This window comes from Xenorhabdus taiwanensis, assembly GCF_036512875.1.
In the GTDB taxonomy this organism is placed as follows: Bacteria; Pseudomonadota; Gammaproteobacteria; order Enterobacterales; family Enterobacteriaceae; genus Xenorhabdus; species Xenorhabdus taiwanensis.
On the sequence record NZ_AP028978.1, the window covers coordinates 1,879,003 to 1,905,245 of the forward strand.

The 26,243-nt window shown below is 42.0% G+C and carries 19 protein-coding genes and 1 pseudogene; 7 read left to right on the plus strand and 13 right to left on the minus strand.

Annotation, left to right across the window (positions count from 1 at the left end; genetic code table 11):
- Positions 1-17: 17 nt before the first annotated feature.
- From tssM to ACE1SE_RS08615, 9 genes are all read right to left on the minus strand, one after another.
- Complete coding sequence (gene tssM / locus ACE1SE_RS08575; protein WP_374053461.1) at positions 18-3,689, minus strand: type VI secretion system membrane subunit TssM; 3,672 nt, start codon at positions 3,687-3,689, stop codon at positions 18-20.
- 12 nt (positions 3,690-3,701) lie between these two features.
- A complete protein-coding gene (locus ACE1SE_RS08580) occupies positions 3,702-4,922 on the minus strand; it encodes a DotU family type VI secretion system protein (protein WP_445082114.1) in 1,221 nt (406 codons plus the stop codon).
- Positions 4,923-4,930: 8 nt separating this feature from the next.
- Complete coding sequence (gene tssK, locus ACE1SE_RS08585) at positions 4,931-6,277, minus strand: type VI secretion system baseplate subunit TssK (RefSeq protein WP_374053462.1); 1,347 nt, start codon at positions 6,275-6,277, stop codon at positions 4,931-4,933.
- Positions 6,278-6,281: 4 nt separating this feature from the next.
- Positions 6,282-6,830, minus strand: a complete 549-nt coding sequence (gene tssJ / locus ACE1SE_RS08590; protein ID WP_374053463.1) for a type VI secretion system lipoprotein TssJ — start codon at positions 6,828-6,830, stop codon at positions 6,282-6,284.
- A 65-nt stretch (positions 6,831-6,895) separates the two neighbouring features.
- Positions 6,896-7,288, minus strand: coding sequence for a DUF4150 domain-containing protein (locus ACE1SE_RS08595; protein ID WP_099132269.1), 393 nt, complete (start codon positions 7,286-7,288; stop codon positions 6,896-6,898).
- 10 nt (positions 7,289-7,298) lie between these two features.
- Positions 7,299-7,919: a DUF3540 domain-containing protein gene (locus ACE1SE_RS08600; protein ID WP_374053464.1), complete on the minus strand. Its 621-nt coding sequence runs from the start codon at positions 7,917-7,919 to the stop codon at positions 7,299-7,301.
- Positions 7,916-9,001 carry a pentapeptide repeat-containing protein gene (locus ACE1SE_RS08605; RefSeq protein ID WP_374053465.1) on the minus strand — a complete coding sequence of 362 codons (1,086 nt, stop codon included), beginning with the start codon at positions 8,999-9,001 and terminating at the stop codon, positions 7,916-7,918. The genes ACE1SE_RS08600 and ACE1SE_RS08605 overlap by 4 nt, the downstream gene beginning before the upstream one ends.
- Positions 8,998-11,580: a DUF2169 family type VI secretion system accessory protein gene (locus tag ACE1SE_RS08610; protein ID WP_374053466.1), complete on the minus strand. Its 2,583-nt coding sequence runs from the start codon at positions 11,578-11,580 to the stop codon at positions 8,998-9,000. Before ACE1SE_RS08610 ends, ACE1SE_RS08605 begins: the two co-directional genes overlap by 4 nt.
- 99 nt (positions 11,581-11,679) lie before the next feature.
- The gene (locus tag ACE1SE_RS08615) at positions 11,680-13,875 is read right to left on the minus strand and encodes a type VI secretion system Vgr family protein (protein WP_374053467.1); all 2,196 of its coding nucleotides are present in this window, start codon (positions 13,873-13,875) and stop codon (positions 11,680-11,682) included.
- 459 nt (positions 13,876-14,334) lie between these two features.
- On the opposite strand from ACE1SE_RS08615, the pseudogene ACE1SE_RS08620 reads away from it, so the two are divergent.
- Together ACE1SE_RS08620 and murJ are read left to right on the plus strand one after the other, a co-directional pair.
- A pseudogene (locus ACE1SE_RS08620) lies at positions 14,335-14,715 on the plus strand (IS1 family transposase); the annotation flags it as partial.
- Positions 14,716-15,572: 857 nt separating this feature from the next.
- Entirely contained in the window at positions 15,573-17,108 is a 1,536-nt protein-coding gene (murJ, locus tag ACE1SE_RS08625; RefSeq protein ID WP_374053468.1) for a murein biosynthesis integral membrane protein MurJ, read from the plus strand.
- Positions 17,109-17,214: 106 nt separating this feature from the next.
- On the opposite strand, the gene argS is transcribed toward murJ, so the two are convergent.
- Positions 17,215-18,945 (minus strand): arginine--tRNA ligase, encoded by a 1,731-nt coding sequence (gene argS / locus ACE1SE_RS08630; protein WP_374053469.1) that lies wholly within the window; start codon positions 18,943-18,945, stop codon positions 17,215-17,217.
- A gap of 192 nt (positions 18,946-19,137) precedes the next feature.
- Between argS and ACE1SE_RS08635 the strand changes: the two genes are divergently transcribed.
- Both ACE1SE_RS08635 and cutC read left to right on the plus strand, forming a co-directional pair.
- Entirely contained in the window at positions 19,138-19,692 is a 555-nt protein-coding gene (locus ACE1SE_RS08635) for a VOC family protein (protein WP_374053470.1), read from the plus strand.
- Positions 19,693-19,802: 110 nt separating this feature from the next.
- Positions 19,803-20,555, plus strand: coding sequence for a copper homeostasis protein CutC (cutC, locus tag ACE1SE_RS08640; RefSeq protein WP_374053471.1), 753 nt, complete (start codon positions 19,803-19,805; stop codon positions 20,553-20,555).
- 103 nt (positions 20,556-20,658) lie between these two features.
- Here cutC and cmoB read toward each other — a convergent pair whose 3' ends face one another.
- The 3 genes from cmoB to ACE1SE_RS08655 all read right to left on the minus strand — a co-directional run bounded on the left by cmoB (position 20,659) and on the right by ACE1SE_RS08655 (position 22,946).
- Positions 20,659-21,630 (minus strand): tRNA 5-methoxyuridine(34)/uridine 5-oxyacetic acid(34) synthase CmoB, encoded by a 972-nt coding sequence (gene cmoB, locus ACE1SE_RS08645; protein ID WP_374053472.1) that lies wholly within the window; start codon positions 21,628-21,630, stop codon positions 20,659-20,661.
- Complete coding sequence (gene cmoA, locus ACE1SE_RS08650; RefSeq protein ID WP_374053473.1) at positions 21,627-22,412, minus strand: carboxy-S-adenosyl-L-methionine synthase CmoA; 786 nt, start codon at positions 22,410-22,412, stop codon at positions 21,627-21,629. Before cmoA ends, cmoB begins: the two co-directional genes overlap by 4 nt.
- Before the next feature lie 135 nt (positions 22,413-22,547).
- Positions 22,548-22,946, minus strand: coding sequence for an MAPEG family protein (locus ACE1SE_RS08655; protein ID WP_374053474.1), 399 nt, complete (start codon positions 22,944-22,946; stop codon positions 22,548-22,550).
- Positions 22,947-23,213: 267 nt separating this feature from the next.
- Between ACE1SE_RS08655 and aspS the strand changes: the two genes are divergently transcribed.
- From aspS to ACE1SE_RS08670, 3 genes are read left to right on the plus strand one after another with little or no spacing between them, the layout of a single operon-like run.
- Entirely contained in the window at positions 23,214-24,983 is a 1,770-nt protein-coding gene (gene aspS / locus ACE1SE_RS08660; protein WP_374053475.1) for an aspartate--tRNA ligase, read from the plus strand.
- Positions 24,983-25,417 carry a dihydroneopterin triphosphate diphosphatase gene (gene nudB / locus ACE1SE_RS08665; RefSeq protein WP_374053476.1) on the plus strand — a complete coding sequence of 145 codons (435 nt, stop codon included), beginning with the start codon at positions 24,983-24,985 and terminating at the stop codon, positions 25,415-25,417. Before aspS ends, nudB begins: the two co-directional genes overlap by 1 nt.
- A 30-nt stretch (positions 25,418-25,447) precedes the next feature.
- Entirely contained in the window at positions 25,448-26,191 is a 744-nt protein-coding gene (locus ACE1SE_RS08670; RefSeq protein ID WP_374053477.1) for a YebC/PmpR family DNA-binding transcriptional regulator, read from the plus strand.
- The last annotated feature ends 52 nt before the right edge of the window (positions 26,192-26,243 follow it).

A 26,243-nucleotide genomic window follows, 5' to 3' on the forward strand; every position in this document is an offset into this window, starting at 1 on the left:
CACTGTAAGGATATCGATCATGCTGCCTGAAACAGCTCTGTATTTGGGCACGAAAAGGCAGGGAGATTAAACGGACTAAAAATGCTGTTCGGGGTAAATTCCAGCAAAACGATATGACCACTGATATTAAACTTTACCCATAAGCTCATATCACCGATATTGACTGGATTCCTTGTTTTACCACGCCGGATACGTTTTGCATGATCCAGCAATCGGTTCAGTGCCCAGAAACCTGATGTTGATAAGTTTGCGGTTGTACCATTAGTTAGGTTCAATTGGATACGAACCAGATTGATATTGGCAGGGCCGGGCCAGCTAATGAGTTGTGAAAGTTGCGGGCCGTGACTGTATTCTAATATCTGTCCATCTACATCTAGCACCATACTCAATATATCGTTACTCATGCTGACAGGACGAACCATGACGCGAAATGATGGCGTTGGGGTTCCGTTGGTAAATAACGTATTGCTGATAATCTGGGCCTGCTGGAAAGGTTTGAGCAGCTTTTCCCCTCCTGGCAAGGGCTTGCCATTCACACCAGGCATAAATTGCCATTTTGGGAGGACCGTATTGACTTTACCCACTAAACTTTTCTGGAAAAAACTGTCCATTAAGCCTGTTCCTGGGGCAAACATTCGTGCCATGTCATCGGGCTTGATGTCCTGCTTTGAGTTAGGGTTCAACGGATAGCGATTGGCAATCGCTTGGTTGCAAAAACCGCCAATTTCTGTACTGAGATGCTTACCGACATTTTTCATATCACTAAGCTGGGTATCGCTACTGGCTCCGACTGCGAGTGAAGAAACTATGCTCCTGAGCGGCACAGGCAGGAGGGCTGATGTTGCTTGTAGCTGCGTGATAATCTGACCAGGAGGCAAGGGCATTCCCGCGTTGGTTGCATTTTGTACTGCGGTTAAATACAGGTATAACTCACCAATTTCTTTTAAGGTCTTATCAAAGGGGATGCTTTGGATGTTTTTATTTGGCCTTTTTGCTAATGCAATAATTTGTACAAAATATTCTTCTAATTTCTGTTCTGGTGTAGGTTGATTATTATCTGGCATTATTTGTTTGGGCACTAATTTCGTTAACTTATCTGATGATGCCTTTACAACATGGCTCTTCACAATAATGTTGAGTTGTTTGATATTATTGTTATTTTCATTCAGTATGACATTTTTACTGATATTAATTAAAAGGTGACGCAGAGGTGAATCAAAAGAAGACAACAGGCGTGAAATGTTGATCCGTTTCTCCAGGCTATCGATATTTCTCAAACTAATATCCGCCAGAAACTCGCTCCACTGATATATGTAGTCGTTAATATAAAATTGCTTAACGGAGGATTTTATTTCCTTAGTGGTCTGCTTTTTTGCATAGCTGCCGAGCACCCAATTATCCTGTGAATATAAGGTTGTTAGAAAAGTATTGAGGTTTTTTTCAAAACCTTGTTGATAACCAGCAGGGGTAAACATCCCAGATATACCCTCTGTAATGGGTGTGCCACTTAGGCGTGAGAAAGCCAATTCGGCCTGGGGACCAGCAAGTGATTCCAGATTTACGGGAGCTAAATTGGGATCATTGATTAATTTGCTCTTCATATAATTATAAGCACGTTGTGCTGGTGGGATGCTGCTAATTAGTTGCTGTTTTTTTTCGATCAGAGCGTCGTCACGAATGAAAGGGGATGTGACAACCTGGTTATCTAACAATTGGCTGATGTGTTCCTCGATTTGTTGCAAATGCTGTTGGGTTGTGTCTGCTTTTAATTGGGTTTTCAAATATTGCATGACCCAGTTATGCAGAAACTTACCATCATAATGCTTAGGCTGGTATAACATTTGATAAGCCTTCAGCGTATTGTAGGTGTTCTCTATGTTATCATTGTTGTCATCATGCATCTGGTTAGTGATGATTGCTGCTATCTGGGGCAATAATAATGTTTGTAGTGCTTTTCTATATAGAAAATGGCTGGCATCACTGATTTGTTCACCACAATACAATCCCATTCGATAGGATAAGGGGGGATCATTCAAGGAAAAATGTTGGCTTTTATCTAAATGAGCCAAACTGTTTAACATAGGAAGCAAAGCATAAATATCATTGGCGTTTTTCTTTAAATCAGCACTTTGTTTTGCAATGGCTGGAAATCTGGCTTGTACTCCCATCAGGTAATCTTTGTTATTGTTGTAGCTGGTCAAAAGTAAATTAGTCACTAATGCCAGTATCGTCACTGAAAAAACATATCCTAATCCCCCCAGGATGCGTTTGCGGTATACCCACCAGCGGTTATAACCGGCAATTCCTGCTTCATTGAAGATATTTTCCAGTAAGTTTTTTATAAAGTAAGTCTGGCTGGTCGGGGTAGGGTGAACAATTCCTGTATTATTCTCCCATGACATGGCATCACTATTGTTATTTGTTGGTAACTGAAAACTGCGGTTAAATTTCTCCATGACATTGTCAAAGGAAAATCCTGTTTGTGTTCCACTGGTAAAATAGAGCCCTCGTGGATAGTAAGGTATTTCAAATCCCGATTTTGCGAATACGATTTCAAGATATTGTGTAATCAGCGGGCGCAGGGATGCAAATTCTTGCGGAAATAAGTAACTTTCGGCACATTGTTGGGCATTGTGTCCATTTAAGAGAATAGAAGGTAATTCAGCATTTAAGCGTAATTCTAATTGGCTATATTGTTGATTAAGAATTTCATTCAAATCAAAATCAAGACCTTTATTCCATTTGCCCCGTGAAGAGTTATTCCATGGGAAATTAAATCCCCAAATTTGTTCACGGGATTTTTTGTCAAAATGGGAAAAATAAGCACTAAATCCTTTTAATAAATCAGTCTTGGTGATCATGATATAAATAGGGAACTGTATCTTAAGTTGTTCATGTAACTCTGATAGGCGTTTGCGCAGCATATAAGCTTGCTGATCCCGTTTTTCAGTGGATGGATTGAGTAAATCTTCCACACTAATAGTGATGATAATTCCATTAAGTGGTTGGCGTATCCGGTATTTTTTCAACAGCCGGATGAAATTTTTCCATTCTTCAGCTTCCTGTTGGTGAAAACTATCCTGTGTGACATAGCGACCTGTAGTATCTAGCAGAACGGCTTTATTGGTGAACCACCAGCTACAGCTATTTGTGTCTTGCATACTGTAAAATGCGGATTTACCCAGATAGTCCGACAGAGGAAAATGTAGACCAGAGTTTGTCAGGGTTGTAGTTTTGCCTGAGTTGGGAGCACCTATAACCAGATACCAAGGCAATTGATATATATATTGTCGACTGAAAAAGGTTATCCAGCTCGGTTTATTTTTATTATACCAACCAGAAAAATAGGCCTTTTTCAATAATCTTGCAGCATCAGAGAAACGCTCTGCCAATGTAATATGTTGTCCATGCTGTTTATTTTCGTCATTTTCATCTTTAGTGATATTCAATCTCTGGGCCAGCTTTTGGTTAAGCCATGATTGGTATAATCGCGGCATTACTTTGACTAATAACCAGAGCAAGTAAAAAGAAACTATGGTAATGATTCGTATTGGCTTTGTTTCAAAAGGTAACTTACTACCAACAGAAATAATGGGACCAATGAACCAGATGAAAAAAGAAACAGCCGTTACTCCAAGAAAACTCCATGTTAACCGGCTGGTGATGATAGAAAAAAGTGCATTCAGCATGTCTTAATTTCCTTACATCGTTTGGCTTACAGGAGAAACTAACAGTGTGATTTCGACTCGTCTGTTTTTAGCTCGATTACTGGCAGTATTATTTGGTACTAAAGGATTTTCGGCACCTTTTCCCTCTGTTTTGACTCTTTCTGGTTGGTTCAGGTAACGTTGTAGCTCTTTTTGTACAGACATGGCTCTTGCTAGAGATAAAGCATTATTGGATGAAAAACGGGAAAAACGGGTATTAATGGGAATATTATCGGTATACCCGACAACCAGAATTTCTCCGTTAAAGTGGTTTAATACCTCAGCAACCCGCCTGATGACATCCAAATAACGGCTTTTGATCTGAATGGAGCTGGTATTGAATAAACCATCTCCTTTTAGTGTGATCACGCTTTTATCAGGCATGTCAGAGACGTCCAATAATCCCGCGGCTATTTCATCCTGTAGCCTGCTTTGCAGGTTCTGGGGAAGTCGTGCAGACGGAAATACTCTATTACTGACCGTTACATCGGGCAAATTAGTCTGGTAGATTTTTGCCAAAATGGGATTAATCCTGTCATTCAACTTCCAGTTCAGGTTTATATACAAGATACATACCAGAAAACTTAATATCGCTATAGAGATCCATACTGGTAAGGAAATGTGTTGGAGTTTATTCGGCAAGGTAATGGCTTGTGTTTTTTTTGATAATTCAATGGAGTAATTACCTCTAATTGAACTTATTAACTGGAATAAGCGTTGTTTCACGGTTTCTAATTGGGTACGACCGTTATCGATGACACGATAACGCCCTTCGAATCCAAGCAAGAGACAGAAGTTAATGAGTTCTAATAGGAACAAATTATCCCTGGGATGTTGTGATAATCTGGCTAATAATTGGAAAAATTTTTCGCCCCCCCAGGTCTCATTATGAAAAGTGACAAGCAGGCCACTGCCAGACCAAACACTGCGCAGACCCCAGGATGTGAGTGCTGCGGCTTCATCCAGTGCGGTGCATAGACAGTAGCGGGCACTAATGATCACGTTATAAGGCAGGTTGACTTGTTGGCATTCCACTTCAAAACGTCGGATTTCATTGATCAGTTGCTGGCGTAAATGGGTTGGGTCAGGGTGAACAATTGAATGCCGGATCTGGGGAATCGTATTTAACAATGGATTTGCGGCGGAAACCAACGGGTTACGGTTGGTTTCACCAGAAAGTATCTTATGTTCAGTTTTCTGTTTTTCCTGCATCATTGGCTTCGTTACCTCGATTTTTCCTTATTACGGACAGCCCAAAATTCTATGCTCAAGCCAGGGAATTCACCGGCCAGATGTAAGGCAAAACCGCTGGATTTCTCCATCTGTTTCCATAAGTCCCCCTCTTTTTCTAATTCAAAATAGACATAACCTGAATGCCAGGGAATTTGTCTGGGGACAGATGGCATGGATCGTAGTGAGATACCGGGTAATTGCAATTGAACCAATTCACGTATACGGCCAATGGGGGCAATTTTCATTTGGGCAGGGAATTTGTTCATGAGCATATCATTTGCAACATCGGCATGAATGGCCAGAATAAAGCTGAACGTATGTATCATATTGGTGTTGGGTAACGTTGCGATATTCAAGCCATGAGAGTATTCCGTTAATGGCAACTGAATGGCATGTTCTTCAAGAATGATTGATAACCCTTGGCGTAGTTGGAACATAAGTTGGTTGAAGCACTGTGTTAAATTGTCATGATCATAGAGAGGTAAATTTCCTTCCGGTACACGGCGTTGGGAGAATGTCGCCAATTCAGTGGCAAATTGTAGCCATTCGTTGAATAACCGTTCTGGATGCAATAGCGACAGGTTCTGCATATGGTTCATCTGGCCGCTATAGCGATTCAAAAGTGACAGCAAGAGAAAATCCATAATTTCAGAATCATTGTATCGCCCCAACTGTAACAGGCGCTGGCTAATTTGTTGGCGACGCTGTTCTAGTAAGTCTTGTATTTGACTGATAAAACTTTCTATTTGTGGATTCGTATGGCAGTTGAGCAGGGGCGGAATAAATTGCGAGTCAAGATAGAGTTTCTTGTCATTCGTTTTATTCATGACATATACAAGACCCAATGCGGTCCACTCGGGAGTTAAATCAGATTTCAACATCAGGCGCAAACGCATTTTGCCAAATTGTATTGCAGCATTGCCAACAGACATGGCATTAAAGTCGTTGACTTCAGCTTCAAAGCTCACAAAGCGAGCCAGAGAATCGCTTTTTTCACTGAAAATGACCCCTTCTTTCCCTCGCTGACAAGTTGGTAAAGCCAGAACAACATGGTTATCAGACGGGTTTTCACTAAGTTGTAAGGGGGCGGGAGCATTGGCGGCATCAAAACTAAAGGGGGTTCCGTCAGGGAAAATACCACTGGCTGTGAAAAGGCTGACTTTACCCTGATTAAGCAGTTCCTGATCCCATTCGAGAGTTAAAAAACCCCAATAGTAAGGGTGTTGTGCTATTCCCCAGTGACGAATATAGGCTTCCAAGTAGTCTTCAGCCTGCTGGAAGTGATGGGGGCGTAAAAACATGCCTTCTGTCCAGATAACTTTTTCTGATTTATTCATTACCTTATTTATCTCCTGTCACACAACTCAAGTTGCATTCTTTGATGAGACTTAAGCCAGTGTTAGTGACCTTTACGCATAGACGTAGTTCGTCAGAAGGAGTGCGCCAAAATTCATAAAAAGAGGGCTTTTCAGGTACAGGAACGGGAAATGAAATGCGCCATTTCTTGCCGTTCAATTCTTTATACTCAGCGATAAGTCCGATGTAGTTAGCTTCCGGCTGGTTTTTTTCCAACAGGCAATGCGTAGGTTGAAAAGGGCGTATAAAAAATAGGGTTTTATTAACCAGTTTATCGCCTAACGTATTCTGTGCCTTGCTTTGCAGGGAAAAAAAATCGGCTGATATAAACTCTTCATTCGATTTTAGTAAAAAGACATCTACTTTCACGGGTGCGGAATCATTTACATTAGATTCTGTATTAAAGATGAGTTTATAGGGCGGCAAATTTGCTTTTGATGAACAACCACCCGTTATGGCTATCAATACTGTGGTTATCGATACTATGGATAGGAAGCCACTTTTTGCCACTTTTTTACTGGGTGAAAGAGACATTATCATCATGTTTGTTAAAGTATACTTAGGTATAGAGCACTGTTAATGAATAAAAAAGCAAAAAGCTAAGCGGCCGTGATAAGAACTTTTGTTTGGCTGGGTACAATGCGTGAACCCATAGCATTAGTCGAATTTTGCATAGTAGAACTGGAAATCCGGGTTGCTGGAGAGCCTTTGATCAAGACGGAATTGGCCCCCATTACATGGCGGGCATTACCCATTACGGTGCCGGCAGCGACACCACCATTGACGCCGGAATTATCTCCTGTTGTCATGGGTATGGTTGTTGCCAAATTATGGGCTGGACAACCCATAAATAAGATATTAGTAGCATTGCTTATACCGGTCGTACCTTGTGCCATATTAGGATAAGGCACAGGTACAGGTGTAAACATTGGTGTCAGGCAAACATCAGGAACGGCTATATCCATTCCACCACCTTGAGTGTTAGCAAACATAGTCTTATCCTTAGCCGATATGAATTTGTTCAGCGTCGATTTTGGTCATGGCTTTTGCAGAGATAATAGCCTGCCGGGCATGTAATCGGGCATAATGTTCAGCTTGCATATCTAATTGACCTGCACGAACCTGCTCCGTTTGTGTGGTATGACGAAATAGACGATGGCTCAGTTGTGTGACTGTTTTCCAAAGAGATTCGAACTGATTACCAACCAGACGAGTTATTGAGATCCATGCAGACAGGGATTCCCCGCTATATTGCATTTCACTGATATGACAATTTCCATTATTGGCTGTGATAGCGAATCCGTTGCTATGCAGGCTTAGGTTCCCTTGTGAGGTGATTGTGAGATCACCTGGGACGCTGATTTCAGCAATGTGTTGTTGTTTTGTCCGTTCCAATATGGCTAATATCCAGAGCTGATTGTTGGTTTTCGTAATTAATACCGTATCCCCCATGCTGGGTGTCAATAAACAACTGACAGCTTGTCGGCAATGCCAACCACGGTTGTTATGGCTTTCTGCCATAAAACTGCCATCTGGAAGAATGTTCACAATCTGACCAGTAATCTGCTGTAATGGCTCAGTATCAAAGGTGAATGAGGAAAATACATAAGCGGGCTTCGTCATTTTGATTCTCCTGATGAAATCTTGTTATGTTGTGTATTCCACTCTTCAGCGGCAAATAGTTCAGGATCATTTTCCAGAATACCTTGGCGGTCAGAAAATAATGTTCCAATTTGTTGAGCACGATGAAAAAGTGTTCTCATAAATTGAGCAGTGCGAAAATCACTGTTGTTGACATTTGCATAGGAAAAATCCGTGTAAGGCATATTACAACCGGTGAATTGTGCATTCATTGCCTGTACTTTGTGCATGACTGCCAAGGCGAGGTTACTGTGCCGAAAATCGGCAGATTCAAGGGATGCACCAATAAAAAGAGCTTGTTCGAACAGGCTGTTTTTGCAACGGGCTCGGGTTAAATCTGCTTCGGTAAATAATGCCTGGGTTGCATTGACATTTGATAGTAAGGCATCTTTTAAAATGGCGCCTTTGAAATTGCAATTAGTCAGGATGGCGTGATTGAAATTGACGGATTCAAGCTGGCTATCCATAAATTGACACATTTTAAGGGTTTGTTTATGGAAATTTTGCTTACGTAGATCGCATTCAAAAAAAACGGTTTTATTAAATTCACTGGCAGAAAAATCGCTTGTTCGTAAATCCTGCCGAAAAAAAGTGACTAAAAAAAAATGACTGTGGCTGAATCTTGTTTGATCCATTGATGACGCAAGAAATATGATTCGTTCAAAGTCACTGTGACTGAAATCAGCATATTGCAATGAACAAGAGGCAAACTGGGTATTGCGCTGTTTTGTCGTTGTAAATTGGGTTTTTTCCAAAACAGATTGATGGAATACATTGTCTGTTAATGTGCTTTTATTAAAGACTGCGAGCCTCAGATTACACTGTTCAAAAGTGCACTGTTCAAGTATAGCCGAGTCGAAAATTGCTCCTTGTACCGGACACTCGGTAAAACAGGTTTCTTTTATTAAAGTACGAGAAAAATCAGCACCTGAAAAATCAACTTCTCTGAAAATTCCCCCGGATAAGTCACGTCCGGTCAGGGAAATATTCTGCAAACTGATTTTTTCAATGACCTCACCTTGCTTGATTTTGTCTGCTAATTCGTCGGCTGTCAGTGAACTCATATCAGATCCTTATCTCGTTTGGGCAAGGTCTTGGTACGCTTAATATAAGCATTTGTAATTGAGGTTGAATCGCTGATAATTGATTGGGACATATCAGCACGGAATAGATTGGCATCCTGTAAGTCTGCATTATTGAAGTTGCATTTCTGCATAAATGCGCTCATCAGGTTGGCATTTTTCAGTAAGGCATTCCGGAAATCTGTCCTGATAAACAGGCTTTTTTCTGTATTAAGGTACCGCATATCAACCGACTGGCAGTTAGATTCACTGAGATCGGTGTTATTCAAGGTTGTGGCATAGAATTTCGCTTTGACCAAAGGCATTTGTCGCAGGTTACATTCTGTCAATATTGCATGGCTGAAATCAGCTTGATTAAGCTCACTGTCCATGGCAAATACGCAGGTCAGCAACCTGGCTGAATGAAATCGGATACCGTTTGCTTCAGTTTCTACCCATGAACAACTTTCCAGTTTTGCATAATCAAAAATTGCTTGTTTTAGCTTGCACTCAATAAATGAAACTTTATTCAGGTTTGTGTGATTGAACCTAAGAGCAGGGAGCTCAAGTCCTACAAATGTACAGTTTTTCCACTGTGAATATTGGAATTGGCAATGCGTAATAAATATTTTTTGCAGGAATAGTTCTGCAAATATGGCATGGTCAAAGTGACAATGGTCAAACCGAGTTTCTTGCAGTTGAGTTTCAGTGAAACTTGCAGAAGAAAAGTCACTCTGTTCACATTTAGCCAGCGACAGGCTGGCATGATCTAATTTGGCTCCACGTAATGAAGCGTTGCAAATTTCAGTTCTCGCCAGCATGGCTTCGTTGAAATTGGCTTCGTCCAGTTGACAGTGGTTTAAACATGCGCTTTCCAATAAGGTACGAGTGAAATTAGCCCCCCGTAGATCCATGCCTGACAAATCTGCGCCAGTAAAATCCATGCCCGTGAAATTTCCCCCTTGCAGCATGATTTTTTGTACTCTTTTGCGAATGATCTGTGACAGGCTGCCTGTTAAGCGCAGGGCAGGGCTTTGTTCCTGTACTGAAGATAAATACATTGAGTGTACTGTTTGCTCGATTTGTGCCAGTTCTTTAGTATTGAAGCCTATTTGGTGCTTTTGTAGCATATCCTGTATCTGATGCAGGTTTTTTGGCCCCCTGAGTTCTGACTTTGTCGTTAGTTTTTCAATATCAATACCTTGTTCTTTGGCTAAAGCAATGGCATTTTTTTTCTGTAATTCAGCCTCAGCCTTTTTTTCGGTGGCATATTGTTCGATTTTTTCCATGAATTCCGGTAATTCAGCCAGTTTTGGAGAAGGAGGGGGCTGTTCTGTACCAACTGGCAGCATTGTATTAATGTCGTAGCCATACTTAGATAAGCGTTCTTGTTGCTGTTCACGCAGGCGTTTTTCACGATTTTGCAAATTTTGTTGCAATGGTAGGCTATTTTCTGGTTGTTCTGTATCTAGCCACGGACCAATCATCTCTTCGGCGATAAGATCTTTTTCCCGAAAAGTGTATAGAACGCCTTTTTCTTTATCCAATCGTTGTTCAAGGACATGCAGGTAATGTTCCTGCGGACGAGGATTATCGCTTAATTCCAGTGCCGATATCATTTGCAAGACATCTCTGGCATCATCTTCATTAATTTGTGTGGTGCCATGCCAAACCAGAATCATTTGTTCCAGATGGGGAAAGAACCATACAGTTGTGTTGCGCATGACAACCTCTTCAAAAATCTCCTCATCAAGACGTAATCGTTTGATAAAGCAACGTGCGTTCCATGCGGGCAAAATGCCTTCCTGAACAGGTTTTTCTGGATGCATATTCCAAATGCGCCACGCTGCTTTCTCTGGCAGTGTGGTATTTTCTTCCCACCATTGATCCTCGGGGGCGGCATTAAATATCCGCCAGTCAATGTCATTGGCAAAACCGGGAAATTCATTTTCCAACCAGGTTTTGCCGTATTTTTTCCCGATACGGGTAAAACGGCGTGGCCATATAAAATCTAAAGGGCAAAAACTTGCCGGAATGGGCACTTTCTGTTGTGTCAATTGCCATTGTGACATTAAGCGATGATGCAGGGCTTCAATATTGGGCAGGCGATGAATTTTTAGCCTGTCATCCAGTTGTTCTGGGATGAAACCAATTCCGTGTGGGTTTTCGTCACAACCTTCCCCTCCAAACGCTCGACTCCAGTCTAATCGCATTTGCGTAAAAGGTTGGGGTTTTGAAGGAGAATCATCAATCCAATAGCGATCACCGAAAGCAACTAATGTCTTGTCCAACCGCCCAATCTGAATACGCGCAGCACAGGTGGTTTTATCAGCCTGATGGTGAGTATAGGCATATCCTGTGGCCAAAAATTCAGCACAAGGTTTCGGTATAGCGAGATCGATAACGCCATTACAGGTTTGCAACTCATTTTCTGCAAGTTGCCAAAGCTCTATTTCAGGGCGTAAGCGTGGGGTCGATCCCATGTCTGCCAGTGCCATAATGGAAACTCCGAGATGGTTTCTTTGCAACCAACGATAAGGTCGATAAAGTACACTCAGGCGCAACGGTTTGATGATCTTCATAACAACTCTGGAGGTATTGGCAATTATTTATGGGAATAGTTATTAGGAGCTGTGGACGTTTTGTGAAGGTATGATAATCCGTTACCTAGAAAGCAGTCATTAGTTGAGGATATGTAAGCTGCTATTTGAAATACTGGTATTTGAATTTCCAATTGAAACCTCTGAGTCATCCAATGCCAACTTCGTTTTATCTATCGCTACATCTGCTTTTTTGTTGGATACTACCGAATTACTGATGTCACAATTAGTAAATGATAGGTTCGTAGTTTTTACACTCGTCGACAAGAGGCCGGTACTGTGTGATTGTTCGATCGCACTCAGTGAAAGCGCTGTTGTGGATATAGTGGCAATACTGGCTGAAAACACAGATTGCGGACAATCTATTATCACATTGGTATCGCTTTTTATCGTAATGAGGTTAGGGCTTGAGATTGCCGTCACTCCTGTAATATTCTGTACCCAATTTCCATCAATTTTTGCGTTTAAATTTCCCTTAAGTGTATAAGTATCACCACCGTTAATCTCGGTTTTTCGTCCATTTTTGATGGTTTCTTGCTGACCATTGTTGATCGTTAATGTATCTTTGCCTTGAATGGTTGTTTCATGGTTTGCATTATAGGTGAAGTTAGCATTTCCAGTTACCGTGTCTTTTTGCTGTTTTTTTATTTCAGTCGTACGATTTCCATCAATAGTGACTTTTTTATCTTGTTCCACCGAGATATTCATGTTCCGTTCTGCATGCAGATCAAATAATTCCTTATTCGGTTCATCATCTAAAAAGAGGTAATTTGCCTGATCATGCTTACCTCCCTTGGTATTCGACATAATACCGACACGGGTTTCATATTTAGGTAGCTCCCATGGAGGCATATTCTCATTGTTATAAGTGCTGCCAATAACTAAAGGCTTATCAGGATCACCATTGACGAAACTGATAACCACTTCTTCGCCCACACGAGGGACACATATACTGCCATAACGCCAGCCAGCCCAATGGCTTGCAACACGTACCCAGCAAGAGCGGGTATCATCTTTTTTGCGATCCTTATCCCAACGGAATTTCACTTTTATACGACCGTATTTGTCAGTCCATATTTGTTTATCTTTGGGGCCGGTAACGACGGCGGTTTCAAGACCGGTCACTTTTGGCCACGGCGTCATTGCCAGTGGTTTCCAATGAGTGTCGGCAGGAATTGCTTCAAATTGAATCGTGTTTTTGTTTTTATCTGCGTCTGAATTAAGAAGGTCTTGAGTGAGTGCAGTAACGATATCAGAAGCGCCGTCAGAAGAACCGGATATGTAAGGTTTTTCATAAAGAAAGTAGTGTGCGCCTGTAATTAAATAGTCACCATGATCATCGCCTTTGATGTCATTGGGTAGTGATAGTGTGAAAGTATGTCCCGGAGCTATTCCCAGCACATTTCCTTTGCTACTAATCAGCTCACTTTTTGCTTCGGCAGCTTGTTGGCGAACTCGGGCATAAAATTGCCCTTGTTCATTTTCTACATAGCGACCGGGCCAAATGAATATTTCTGTGTTATCGATAGAACTGATTGGGGTCTGGATAGCTGTATATAATTCAGCCCGCGGTTTACGGAAGTCGTAGTCATCAAGGCTGTAAGTATTTGGTATAGTGATACTGGAGACATTCCAATTGTAGATATATTCTTTGATGTGTGCTTTCGGTGAATCACCCTTGTTGATATAGTGAATATTTTTATATCCAGACATTGGCTCATGTGACTGAGGCGCGTCAACCAGGATCATGGTATGGTTTCCCATTTCATGTTTGAAATAATAGTAAATTCCTTCATGTTCCATCAGGCGGTGGATAAAATCGAAATCAGTTTCATTATGCTTGACGCAATATTCCCATGTGCGATATTTTTCAATAAGCTGATTTTCAAACAGAATTTTAGCCTTATTGAGTACTTCGGCGATAATATCGGGCACAGTATTATCTTGCCATATACTATAGCCAATATTTTGTTTTAATTCCCACAGCTTAGGTCTGACGGTAGCCGTATATAAATAAAGTCTGTCGTCATACTTATAGAATGGAGCATAGGATATTTTTTCTATATAACCACTTAAGTATCTTGTTTGTGCTGACTTATTCTTTATTTCTACAGTGAGTATCGTCTTATGCAGTGATATTGGATCTTCTAACCTCTTTTCGCTTAATAATTCAATCTCAAACTGGTAAGCCTCAGATAATCTGTCTATTCCTATAAGGGATTTGAAATATAAGGTATTATCAGATAATGAGGTATGTGCGATAAACTGTCTTTCCATAAGGATATCCTTGCTTTTGATTAAAGCTACCGCATATTCCTTGCAGGGTAAAGGAACATAAAAAAGTGGGAATGTAGGGCGATAGTTTCTTTGTCATGATAAGCATAATGTTTGGTATTTGCAATCTATAGGTACGACCTTGTTTATGAAATATATAGTTCTATTTTTTGTTGAAATTCATTGCCATAGTTATTTATGCGTATGTGTTTATTGTGTAAGACGTTGTAAAATACACAATTTGTTTTTCTTCATAATAAATTAAATATTTAGCCTGAGATTCATTTTTGAAATATTAAAATACATAATCTATATTCAATAGATTCAATAGATTCAATAGATTCAATAGATTCAATAGATTCAATAGATTCAATAGATTTAATAGGTTATGTTGACCTTGAACATCCTTTCGGAAAGAATGTTTTTTGGTCACGTATCCAACCCGTTGGTACAAGCCGGTATAAAAAACAAGTTGTTGAGCTGGCTATGAACAACGCCGGTATTCGTGATGCTGCCTGCGCATTACATATCAGCATCAATGCCGTTGTTCGCATTTAAAAAACGCCACCTCCGATGCGTAACAGCTCTCTCGCTGGATAAAGTAGAAGTGCAGCTTATCTGTGAAGTTGACGAGATGTGATCATTCGTTGGAAATAAAAACCTCGTTTAACGTTGTGTTCTGGTATAGCGATAATTTAAAAACATACAATCGCTTACCCGAAAACTAACATCTCGTCGGAAAGAGTTTTTCCCAACGTATTGAGTGAGGAAATTTGATTTTACGCACCCGAACTACACGATAAAATCATTGGCACATTCATTGAACCTAACTACTATATTTGATACTCATTAATAGATTGAATACATGACCAAAAAATTTGGGATACAGCGAAACCAACGAAATAATAAACAATAAAGCTTTGTGCCTGATTTTCAGTCATTGCGAGTGTGGTTCTTATTTATAGGGAGTGCTGGATTATAAAGATCTATAAAAAATAATCCTAATACCAGTAGGACGCACGAATTGATGATAATGAGTTTTAACTTTATGCCTTTTCACCTTTCATACAAGTGGGAACGCTTTTATGTGAATGCAAGATTAATTCAATTTTATTTACTTATCAGTTTATAAAAAATATTAATTTATTTAATTATATAGCTCATTCATAAAAGCACCTGAGTCGTTATATTAAAAATTTCTTTTCTCAGGATAAACTCAACTCTGAAAATTGCGGTTCTAAAAGTCATTTGTCTGTTGAGTAACTTTCATTTAATTTCTCCGAAAAAATGGTGATTATATATCATCATTAAAGGGTTGAATATGCGGCCAACTCTTTGATATTAGCTATTAAAGAAAACATAAAAGTTAGAGTGATTAATCAATAAATTCATTTTTTATATGGATTAGAAAGTTGTTTTATGACGATACCTATTTTCTCTACGGTGCAGTCTGGGAATGTAGTTGATAGGATATAAATGAAGCTCTTTGGCAACATTTAATGCGCACAATGCGCAAAAAAGTAACACCTTGTAAAGCCATCTGGTTGCAGGTTGTATATAGGTTGAAGTTGTTTGCCATTCTCCCCAGCTTTGGCATGAATGGAATTTATTAATATTCAACAATATTAGCTTGATTTCTTTGGCCTAATCGCTTTACATCTTTTATGTTCATTTCATAAAAGTCAATCTTAGAAAATACCATGAATTTACTGAAATCACTGGCAGCGGTCAGTTCAATGACGATGTTTTCCCGCGTTCTGGGCTTTATTCGAGATGCCATCATTGCTCGTATATTTGGTGCGGGTGTGGCGACAGATGCCTTTTTCGTTGCCTTCAAACTCCCTAACTTACTGCGCCGTATTTTTGCTGAGGGCGCTTTTTCACAAGCATTTGTTCCTATACTTGCTGAGTATAAAAATCAACAGGGGGATGAAGCGACACGCACTTTTATTGCTTATATATCAGGAATGTTGACGCTGATTTTAGCGATAGTTACAGTGATAGGGGTGATGGCTGCGCCCTGGATTATCTATGTTACAGCACCGGGTTTTACAGATACGCCGGATAAATTCACTTTAACCCGTGATCTGCTCAGAATTACTTTCCCTTACATTTTCTTGATATCTCTGGCTTCGTTAGCGGGAGCGGTTCTCAATACGTGGAATCGCTTTTCTGTGCCCGCTTTTGCACCCACATTGCTTAATATCAGCATGATCATTTTTTCGCTGTTTGTAGCACCTTACTGTAACCCACCTGTGATGGCATTAGGCTGGGCAGTGCTCGCTGGTGGTATTTTGCAATTGGCTTATCAGCTTCCGCACCTGAAAAAAATAGGTATGCTGGTATTGCCACGAATTTCCTTTCGTGACAGTGGCGTCTGGCGGGTTATTCGTCAGATGGGGCCTGCTATTTTGGGAGTTTCAGTCAGTCAAATTTCATTGATCATTAATACTATTTTTGCCTCATTTCTTGTTTCTGGCTCGGTTTCGTGGATGTATTACGCCGATCGTTTAATGGAATTACCTTCGGGAGTGCTGGGAGTGGCGTTAGGCACGATCCTTCTGCCGTCACTGGCAAAAAGTTTTTCCAATGGGGATCACCTGGAATATAGAAGGTTAATGGATTGGGGGTTGCGCCTTTGCTTTTTGTTGGCTTTACCTTGCGCGGTGGCGTTGGGCATTCTGGCAGAGCCTTTAACTGTGTCACTCTTTCAATACGGCAATTTTTCTGCCTTTGATGCAGAAATGACACAACGCGCATTAATTGCGTACTGCTTTGGTTTGATGGGATTGATTGTGGTTAAAGTCCTCGCTCCTGGTTTTTACTCTCGTCAGGATATTAAAACCCCAGTCAAGATTGCAATTGCAACCCTGACTTTGACTCAGTTAATGAACCTTGCTTTTATTGGTCCATTAAAACATGCGGGATTAGCGCTTTCTATTGGTTTGGCTGCCTGTTTCAATGCCAGTATGCTTTATTGGCAATTGCGTAAGCGTGAGATTTTTAAACCGCTGGCGGGGTGGGGGCTCTTCCTGTTGAAGTTGGCGGTAGCAATCGTAGTCATGGTTGGGGTATTACTGACAATATTGTGGTTTATGCCTGCCTGGGATCAGGGCAATATGGCATTGCGCCTGTTACGGTTGATGGGGGTTGTAATTGCGGGTGCAGGTAGTTATTTTGCCGCCCTGGCTTTGATGGGGTTCCGATTGAAGGATTTTGCCCAGCGAGGATTATAGTAACTGGTTAGTTAATCTTATTTTTAAATGATCATCCAATTTATTTATTATTTATTGGGTGGTTGAAACTGGCATGATCAAATCATGCCAGTTTGGGACAAGATGATTACATCCGTTCTACCGTTTCAATACCCAAAGTATCAAGACCTTGCTTTAAGGTTTTTGCCGTCAGCAAAGCCAGTTTCAGGCGGCTCTGGCGCACTTCTTCGCTATCCGCATTCAGGATTGGACAATGTTCGTAAAAACCAGAGAACAGGCCAGCCAGATCATAGAGGTAAGCACACATTACGTGAGGAGTGCCTTCACGGGCAACTGTTGTGATCGTTTCTTCAAATTGCAACAGGCGTGTCGCCAGAGTTTGTTCACGTTCTTCGTTCAGAAGAATAGGGCAGGTCAGGCTGCTTTCATCGATTTCTGCGCGTTTGAAGATAGAGTTTACGCGGGTATATGCATATTGCATATAAGGTGCGGTATTACCTTCAAAGGCGAGCATGTTATCCCAGTCAAATACATAGTCGGTAGTCCGGTTTTTGGAAAGATCCGCATATTTCACCGCGCCAATACCTACCGCGTTGACAACTTTTTTCAGCTCGTCTTCCGGCATATCTGGGTTTTTCTCGCGGATCAGAGCGTCTGCACGTTCAATAGCCTCGTCCAACAAATCAGACAGCCGTACAGTACCACCTGCACGGGTTTTGAATGGCTTACCATCTTTACCCAGCATCATGCCAAACATATGGTGTTCGAGTGACATGGACTCAGGAATATAACCTGCCTTACGCACTATTGCCCAGGCCTGCATCAGATGCTGGTGTTGGCGTGAATCGATGTAATAAAGAACACGGTCAGCATGTAAGACTTCATGACGGTACTTGGCACAAGCGATATCCGTGGTGGTATAAAGATAGCCTCCGTCTTTTTTCTGGATGATAACACCCATTGGTTCGCCTTCTTTGTTCTTATATTCATCAAAGTAAACCACGATAGCACCATCACTCTCAACGGCAAGTCCACGTTGTTTCAGGTCGGCAACAACGTCAGGCAGCATATCGTTATACAGGCTTTCACCCATAACATCATTTTTTGTCAGAGTCACATTCAGGCGATTATAGGTTTCCTGATTTTGTGACATGGTGATATCAACCAGTTTGCGCCACATGGTACGGCAATATTCATCACCGCCTTGCAGTTTTACTACGTAACTACGGGCACGAACAGCAAACTCTTCATCTTCGTCGTAAGTTTTCTTCGCTTCACGATAGAAGGCTTCCAAATCGGCTAATGCCATATCACTGGCATCTTCGTTCTGGATTTTTTCCAGATAGGCAATTAGCATCCCGAACTGAGTACCCCAGTCACCAACATGGTTAGCCCGGATGATTTTATGACCTAAAAATTCAAGGGTACGTGCTGCGGCATCGCCAATAATCGTGGAGCGAATGTGCCCAATGTGCATTTGCTTTGCCACATTCGGCGCAGAATAGTCGATAACGATGGTTTGTGGTGTTACCGGAGTGATACCCAGTTTTTCATCTTTCAGCGCAGTTTCGATATTGGCAGCAACCCACGTTTTATCCAGAAAAATATTGATAAAACCAGGGCCTGCAATCTCAACTTTGCTGGCAATTCCTTGCAGATCCAGCAAACTGACGACTTTTTCTGCCAATTGTCGGGGTGGCATTCCCACTTTTTTTGCTGCCGCCATGACACCATTTGCCTGGTAGTCACCAAACTGAGCTTTTGCAGATTGACGAACGTGAGCTTCACTGTCGGCTGGAGCACCAGCAGCAATCAGCGCATGGCTGATTTTTTCTGAAAGAATGGCCTGAATATTCACCGAGTTACCTTAAATTACGCACAAAAGTCCCTGCATTTGAACTGTGCAAATACTTTCAAGCGTGTGGGTTAGACAAAATAACAGGTTTTATACCATATTCAGCATCCTGCATGCTACCATCAGCCGCCGCTTGCGGTATGACTTTTTGTTTTCAGCTCGCCTTTCAGGCGATAGTTTTTTGCTGGGGGAAAAATGACGCACTTTTCAATAATTTCTGAATTACAGGATTTGGTGACTGATTTATATCAGTTTGAGCAAAAGTTAAAACAGTTTGGTGAATATCTTGGCTTGGAAATTACGCAGTATGCAGCGGATCATATTTCACTGCGTTGTAATGATATTTCAATCGCTGATCGCTGGCGTCAAGGTTTTCTGCGATGTGGCCAATTATTGTCTGAAAGCAGGATCAATGGCCGGCCAATCTGCTTATTTGAGTTAAGCCAGCCAATCACTTTACTTGGCTGGCAAATTGATTGTGTCGAGTTACCTTATCCGGGTAAAAAGCAATACGTGCACGAAGGTTGGGAACATGTCGAATTTGTCCTGCCTGTGCCACCAGAACAACTGATACACGAAGCTTATAAATTATTACCTGATTCGTTGCCTGCTGTTTTTCGTACAAAAGAGAGTTATCCGCAAGGGGATAATGAAAGGTTACCAAACCCAACGTTAGCGGTGACAAACGGTGAAGTCACAATCAAATTTCACCCTTTTTCTCTCAAAGAGATTATCAAAAGTGAAAAGTGAATCGTAAACTCTATCTTTCTTATGGGAGATGTGAAACATGCAGGCTAATCGATCACCTTCAATACCTTGGTGTTACAGAGCATATATTTCATTTCGAGGGAGGGCTTTGAATGATAAAACTAGAAATTTGCTGTTATAGCATAAGCTGTGCTTTGGTTGCACAACAGGCGGGCGCAGATCGCATTGAATTGTGTGCAAGCCCGTCGGAAGGTGGAGTAACACCGAGTTTCGGGACATTGCAGCACGCATTACAGCGTTTATCAATTCCTGTGCATCCCATTGTACGGCCAAGAGGGGGAGACTTCTGTTACAGCAATACAGATTTTGAAGTGATGAAAAATGATGTTGCTCGTATTCGTGATATGGGATTTTCCGGTGTCGTTTTTGGCGTATTAAACGAAGATGGTCATATCGATCGGCTGCGCATGAGACAATTGATGTCATTATCAGGGAATATGGAAGTCACTTTTCATCGAGCCTTTGATATGTGTTTCAATCCACATATAGCGTTGGAGCAACTGACAGAGATCGGTGTGCAGCGTATTTTAACTTCGGGCCAGCAACAAAGTGCTGAGTTTGGATTACCTTTGTTAAAAGAATTGTTACAGGCCAGCCAGGGGCCGATAATTATGCCTGGGGCGGGTGTCAGAATGAGTAATATCTGTAAGTTTCTGGATATTGGGATAACAGAAGTTCACAGTTCAGCAGGTAAGATCGTGCCTTCTGCCATGAAATATCGGAAAGCAGGCGTGAAAATGAGTTCTGACGACAGTGAGGTAGATGAATATGCTTACCACCGTGTTGATGGGAAGTTAGTTGAATCGATGAAGGGTGTGATTAGTTTGGTTCAACGGACAAAATAAAATACTCTGTATGTATTTCATCTGAATTCCCAGTTACATCGTTGACTATGCAACTGGGATAATCCGCCAACAAAAAGCAACCTAAAAGATAAAAAAAGAAAGATTATGGTTTGCGGGCGATAAGGACAGCCCGCAGTGGGGCAGGGTAGCCTTCTATCGTTTTACCATGATCATTTGGCTCAAGAAAATCGATCAGCGATTCGGTTTTCATCCATTCTGTCCGGCGTTGTTCATCCGGTGTTGTGACTGCATGATCAACAACTCGGACATCAACAAAACCACATTTTTCTAACCAAACTTTCAGCATCTTGGCTGACGGAATAAAGTAAACATTCCGCATTTGCGCATAACGTTCACCAGGAATGAGGCATTGATGTTCATCACCTTCAATAACCAGGCTCTCCAGAACTAATTCACCGCCGGAAACTAACTGGTTTTTCAGTTGCCACAAATGATCGAGGGGAGAACGGCGATGATAAAGCACGCCCATTGAAAACACGGTATCAAAGGCTTGTAGTTCTGGTAATTGTTCAATGCCTAAAGGCAGAAGATGGGCGCGTTGGTCGTTGCCCAGTAATTTTCTGATAGCTTCAAACTGGCACAGGAAAAGCTGAGTTGGGTCAATACCCACGACTAACTGAGCACCTTCCCCCACCATGCGCCACATGTGGTAACCGCTGCCACAGCCGACATCAAGGACGGTTCTGCCTTTTAAACAAGAAATATGGGGAAGGACGCGATCCCACTTCCAGTCAGAACGCCACTCGGTATCAATCTCCACGCCATACAGTGAGAAAGGTCCCTTACGCCACGGCATCAATAGCTTCAGGATATTTTGAATACGGGCTTTTTCACCGTTTGCCAGATCTGGTTCATGGTTCGCAATGACACCATTTTTCAGATCAAGTTGGGTGGGGTGAATCTCAGGCAGGTTTTCCAGAATCCTTACCCATGAACTGAACTGACCATGCAATGAGGTTTGTTGCCAATGGCTTAATTGTGCAGGCAGGCATTCCAACCAGTGACTTAAGTGGTTTTTGGCGATCAATTGATAAAAGTTACTGAAATCAATCATTGGTCAGATCCTTTTATTGCTAATAATGAGCCAAAGTTAAAACATTGGAACCAGACTTCAACATGCTGGAAGCCTGCTTGTTTCAGACGTGATTTGTGAGTTTCAACAGGATCTGTCCGCATGACATTTTCCAGCATACTGCGTTTTTGGCTGATCTCCAGTTCGCTGTAACCATTGGCTCGCTTGAAATCATAGTGCATGTTGAATAGCAACTCGCCAATCTGCTCATCTTCAAAGTTGAATTTTTCAGACAGCACTAAAACGCCGCCAGGCTTTAATCCTGCATAGATTTTATCCAACATTTTCTGGCGATCATCGGGATTCAAGAACTGTAATGTGAAATTTAACACGACCATTGATGCATTTTGAATGTCGGTATCAAGAATGTTCTGTTCGATGACTTCAACGGGAATATTGGCTTTGAAAGAGTCAATATGGCGGCGGCAGCGCTCGATCATTGCCGGTGAGTTATCGATGGCAATAATACGGCAACCCTCTGTATGGGGATTGGCACTATTATTTTCGGCGTTAATAGCACGGCGGATTGACAGCGTGGCTGCGCCAAGGGAACAGCCGAGATCATAAATTTGACTATTTGGCGTTACAAAACGTTCTGCCAGCATACCTATCATGGAAATGATATTGGAATAACCGGGAATTGAGCGTTTCACCATATCAGGAAAGACTTCGGCAACCCGTTCATCGAAATTCCAGTCACCTAAATTAGCAATTGGGGCAGAGAACAGGCTATCCCGTTGATTATGAGATTCTTGATTTGACATAACAACATTGATTTTGGAAACAATAAGAAGTGGTTATTCTAACAGAATGCAAGAAAAGGCAGAAAGGGAGATAATCAATAGATAGACACTCAGGCGGTAGTTCACCGCCTTGGGTATCACTCTAGTCACCCATTTTCATGTATAGAGGGAAAAAATTTGCTCCCACGGTAAATAGTAGATGTTATTGATAATCATTATTATCATGGAAATATAGGTTGCTGCCATACCCATACGCCGCCAGCGTATTTCTCGATGACGCAAGCCAAAGTAGTGTAGTATTCTGCCTGAAAGTAATACTAATCCACAAATGTGCAGCATCCAAACAGGTGCCCCATTCATCTCCATGACAATCAATAGCAGCATTGAAATTGGAATGTATTCAACTGCATTACCATGAATCCGAATGGCTGTTTGCAATTCATAAAAACCGCCATCGCCATAAGCTACCCGATATTGCGTTCTTAATTTGACTACATCCAGAGACAGCTTAATTAACAGTAGTGCGCCCAGTACTATATAAAGCGAGCTAACCATTTTTTAACTCCAATTGCCTAACCAAAAAACGGCCAAATGATGATAAACCCCAAAAAGAAAACTGTCGCTATAAATTATAGTATTTAATAATAAATTCTATGAATGCTATTGGATAGCAAAAAATTGTCTTGCCAAGAACGGCGTTATGACCTTATCTCTGGTCAGAATTTCCAGTATAATAGCAACCTTTTTTGCAATTCTTCCTAAAAGAACAATGCCAAAATTTCCGCAGCAGAAAGCATAACGAGCTGAGTAAAAGGATATTGTATGCGTACTAATTATTGTGGGCAGTTGAGCCTGGCCCATGAAAGCCAGAAAGTGACTCTTTGTGGGTGGGTAAATCGTCGCCGTGATTTAGGCGGCTTGATCTTTATTGATATGCGAGATCGCGAGGGTATCGTTCAGGTATTTTTTGACCCAGACCAGAAAGAGGTCTTTGCTCAGGCTTCTGAACTGCGTAATGAATTTTGTATTCAAATTACAGGGATTGTGCGTGCGCGCCCTGATAACCAAATCAATAAAGATATGGCAACCGGCGAAATTGAAGTTTTCGCAGAAAGCCTAACGGTTTTCAACCGCTCGGAGCCATTGCCTCTGGACAGCAACCAGATTAACAGCGAAGAACAGCGCCTGAAATACCGCTATCTTGATCTGCGTCGCACTGAAATGTCGCAGCGTCTGAAAACCAGAGCAAAGATCACCAGTTTTGTGCGTCGTTTTATGGATGATGCGGGTTTCATTGATGTTGAAACGCCAATGCTGACTAAGGCAACGCCAGAAGGTGCGCGCGACTATTTAGTGCCAAGCCGTGTGCATAAAGGTGAATTTTATGCACTACCGCAGTCTCCGCAGCTTTTCAAACAGTTGTTGATGATGTCTGGCTTCGACCGTTATTACCAGATTGTGAAATGTTTCCGCGATGAAGATTTGCGTGCCGATCGTCAGCCAGAATTTACCCAGATCGACGTTGAAACCTCGTTTATGACCGCTGAACAAGTTCGTGAGATCATGGAAAAAATGATCCGTGAACTGTGGTTGGATGTAAAAGGTGTCGATTTGGGCAGCTTCCCAATTATGACATTCGAAGAAGCCATGCGCCGCTTTGGTTCAGATAAACCAGATTTACGTAACCCTCTGGAATTGGTGGATATTGCCGATCTGGTTAAAGATGTGGAGTTTTCTGTTTTTGCCGAACCAGCAAACAATCCAAAAGGCCGTGTTGCGACTATTTGTGTTCCTGGTGGAGCAGAACTGAGCCGCAAGCAAATTGATGAGTACGGTAAATTTGTTGGCATCTATGGTGCGAAGGGTTTGGCATGGATGAAAGTTAACAACTGTGCTGCTGGTCTGGAAGGGATACAAAGCCCGATTGCTAAGTTCCTGTCTGCAGAGGTAGTTGAGAGCCTGTTGTCCCGTACCAATGCTCAGGATGGTGATATCCTGTTCTTCGGCGCTGATAAGAAAAATATTGTTACTGATGCGATGGGAGCGCTGCGCCTGAAACTGGGTCGCGACTTGAACATCACCGATCTGGCAAGCTGGAAACCGCTTTGGGTGATTGATTTCCCTATGTTTGAAGAAAACGGAGAAGGTGGTTTGACGGCAATGCATCATCCATTTACGTCTCCGCGTGATATGTCGGCGGCTGAGTTGGAAGGTAATCCAGAATCTGCTATCGCGAACGCTTATGACATGGTGATCAATGGCTATGAAGTAGGTGGGGGATCTGTCCGTATCCATCGCAATGAAATGCAGCAGGTGGTATTCCGTATTCTGGGTATTAATGAGCAGGAACAGCAGGAGAAATTTGGTTTCTTGCTGAATGCACTGAAATACGGTACACCACCACATGCAGGTTTGGCTTTCGGCTTGGATCGCCTCGTTATGTTGCTGACTGATACAGATAATATTCGTGATGTGATCGCTTTCCCGAAAACAACGGCAGCGGCATGTTTGATGACTGATGCACCAAGCCCAGCGAATTCAGCGGCGTTGGAAGAATTGGCTATTTCAGTCGTTAAAAAAGAGAACGAATAATGGCTTATAAGCGCCCTGAATCTGTACTGGTTATGATTTATGCCGTTAACAGCAAAAGGGTGCTGATGCTACAGCGACGGGATGATCCTGAATTTTGGCAATCTGTGACAGGTAGCCTTGAAAAGGACGAAAAACCGCGGGAGGCGGCGTTACGTGAAGTACAGGAAGAGGTAGGCATTGATATTATCAATGAAAATCTTGAACTGAAAGATTGTCAACGCTGTCTTTATTATGAGATTTTCTCGCACCTACGACATCGATATGCTCCGGGGGTAACACGCAATAAAGAACATTGGTTCTCTCTGGCGTTACCTGAGGAGCGAGAGATTTTGCTGACTGAACATCTGGCTTATCAATGGTTGGCTGCGGAAGAAGCGGCTAAACTGACGAAGTCGTGGAGCAATCGGCAAGCAATTGAAGAATTTGTAATTTAGTCTACAAGACGTTTTATCGGAGATATTTGCATGGCAGGTCATAGTAAATGGGCCAATACGAAACACCGCAAAGCTGCACAGGATGCCAAACGCGGTAAGATTTTTACAAAAATTATCCGTGAATTGGTCACGGCTGCTCGACTGGGGGGGAGTGATCCAGATTCCAACCCACGTTTGCGCGCTGCCGTCGATAAAGCGCTGTCCAACAACATGACTCGTGATACGTTGAATCGCGCAATTGCCCGTGGTGTTGGTAACGACGAGTCAGATAACATGGAAACCATCATTTACGAAGGTTATGGCCCTGGCGGTACAGCAGTAATGGTTGAATGCTTGAGTGATAACCGTAACCGTACTGTTTCTGAAGTTCGTCATGCGTTCACTAAAACAGGTGGTAACCTGGGAACTGATGGCTCTGTTTCTTATCTGTTCACCAAGAAAGGGGTTATTTCCTACGCACCAGGCTTGGACGAAGATGCGGTGATGGAAGCAGCGTTGGAAGCGGGGGCTGACGATGTTGAAACTTATGATGATGGTGCAATTGACGTCTATACTACTCCAGAGTCTTTCGGAAATGTGAAAGATGCACTGGATGCAGCCGGTTTCAAGGCAGATTCCGCGGAAGTTTCTATGATCCCATCTACGAAAGCGGAACTGGATGCAGAGACTGCGCCTAAATTACTTCGTCTGATCGATATGCTTGAAGATTCTGACGATGTGCAAGAGGTTTATCATAATGGTGAAATCTCTGATGAGGTTGCAGCACTGCTGTAATTAGCATTAGGGTTCACAGCGTAGAGAAAGTGTGCTTTCAATCAGGGCACTT

Excerpts from the sequence above, each read along its gene's own strand:
- tssK (WP_374053462.1), bottom strand. The coding sequence starts at position 6,277 with ATGAATAAATCAGAAAAAGTTATCTGGACAGAAGGCATGTTTTTACGC.
- aspS (WP_374053475.1), top strand. The coding sequence starts at position 23,214 with ATGCGTACTAATTATTGTGGGCAGTTGAGCCTGGCCCATGAAAGCCAG.
- tssM (WP_374053461.1), bottom strand. The coding sequence starts at position 3,689 with ATGCTGAATGCACTTTTTTCTATCATCACCAGCCGGTTAACATGGAGT.
- ACE1SE_RS08595 (WP_099132269.1), bottom strand. The coding sequence starts at position 7,288 with ATGTTTGCTAACACTCAAGGTGGTGGAATGGATATAGCCGTTCCTGAT.
- ACE1SE_RS08610 (WP_374053466.1), bottom strand. The coding sequence starts at position 11,580 with ATGAAGATCATCAAACCGTTGCGCCTGAGTGTACTTTATCGACCTTAT.
- ACE1SE_RS08580 (WP_445082114.1), bottom strand. The coding sequence starts at position 4,922 with ATGATGCAGGAAAAACAGAAAACTGAACATAAGATACTTTCTGGTGAA.
- tssJ (WP_374053463.1), bottom strand. The coding sequence starts at position 6,830 with ATGTCTCTTTCACCCAGTAAAAAAGTGGCAAAAAGTGGCTTCCTATCC.
- ACE1SE_RS08605 (WP_374053465.1), bottom strand. The coding sequence starts at position 9,001 with ATGAGTTCACTGACAGCCGACGAATTAGCAGACAAAATCAAGCAAGGT.
- ACE1SE_RS08655 (WP_374053474.1), bottom strand. The coding sequence starts at position 22,946 with ATGGTTAGCTCGCTTTATATAGTACTGGGCGCACTACTGTTAATTAAG.
- ACE1SE_RS08635 (WP_374053470.1), top strand. The coding sequence starts at position 19,138 with ATGACGCACTTTTCAATAATTTCTGAATTACAGGATTTGGTGACTGAT.
- cmoA (WP_374053473.1), bottom strand. The coding sequence starts at position 22,412 with ATGTCAAATCAAGAATCTCATAATCAACGGGATAGCCTGTTCTCTGCC.
- ACE1SE_RS08615 (WP_374053467.1), bottom strand. The coding sequence starts at position 13,875 with ATGGAAAGACAGTTTATCGCACATACCTCATTATCTGATAATACCTTA.
- murJ (WP_374053468.1), top strand. The coding sequence starts at position 15,573 with ATGAATTTACTGAAATCACTGGCAGCGGTCAGTTCAATGACGATGTTT.
- nudB (WP_374053476.1), top strand. The coding sequence starts at position 24,983 with ATGGCTTATAAGCGCCCTGAATCTGTACTGGTTATGATTTATGCCGTT.
- cutC (WP_374053471.1), top strand. The coding sequence starts at position 19,803 with ATGATAAAACTAGAAATTTGCTGTTATAGCATAAGCTGTGCTTTGGTT.
- cmoB (WP_374053472.1), bottom strand. The coding sequence starts at position 21,630 with ATGATTGATTTCAGTAACTTTTATCAATTGATCGCCAAAAACCACTTA.
- ACE1SE_RS08600 (WP_374053464.1), bottom strand. The coding sequence starts at position 7,919 with ATGACGAAGCCCGCTTATGTATTTTCCTCATTCACCTTTGATACTGAG.
- ACE1SE_RS08670 (WP_374053477.1), top strand. The coding sequence starts at position 25,448 with ATGGCAGGTCATAGTAAATGGGCCAATACGAAACACCGCAAAGCTGCA.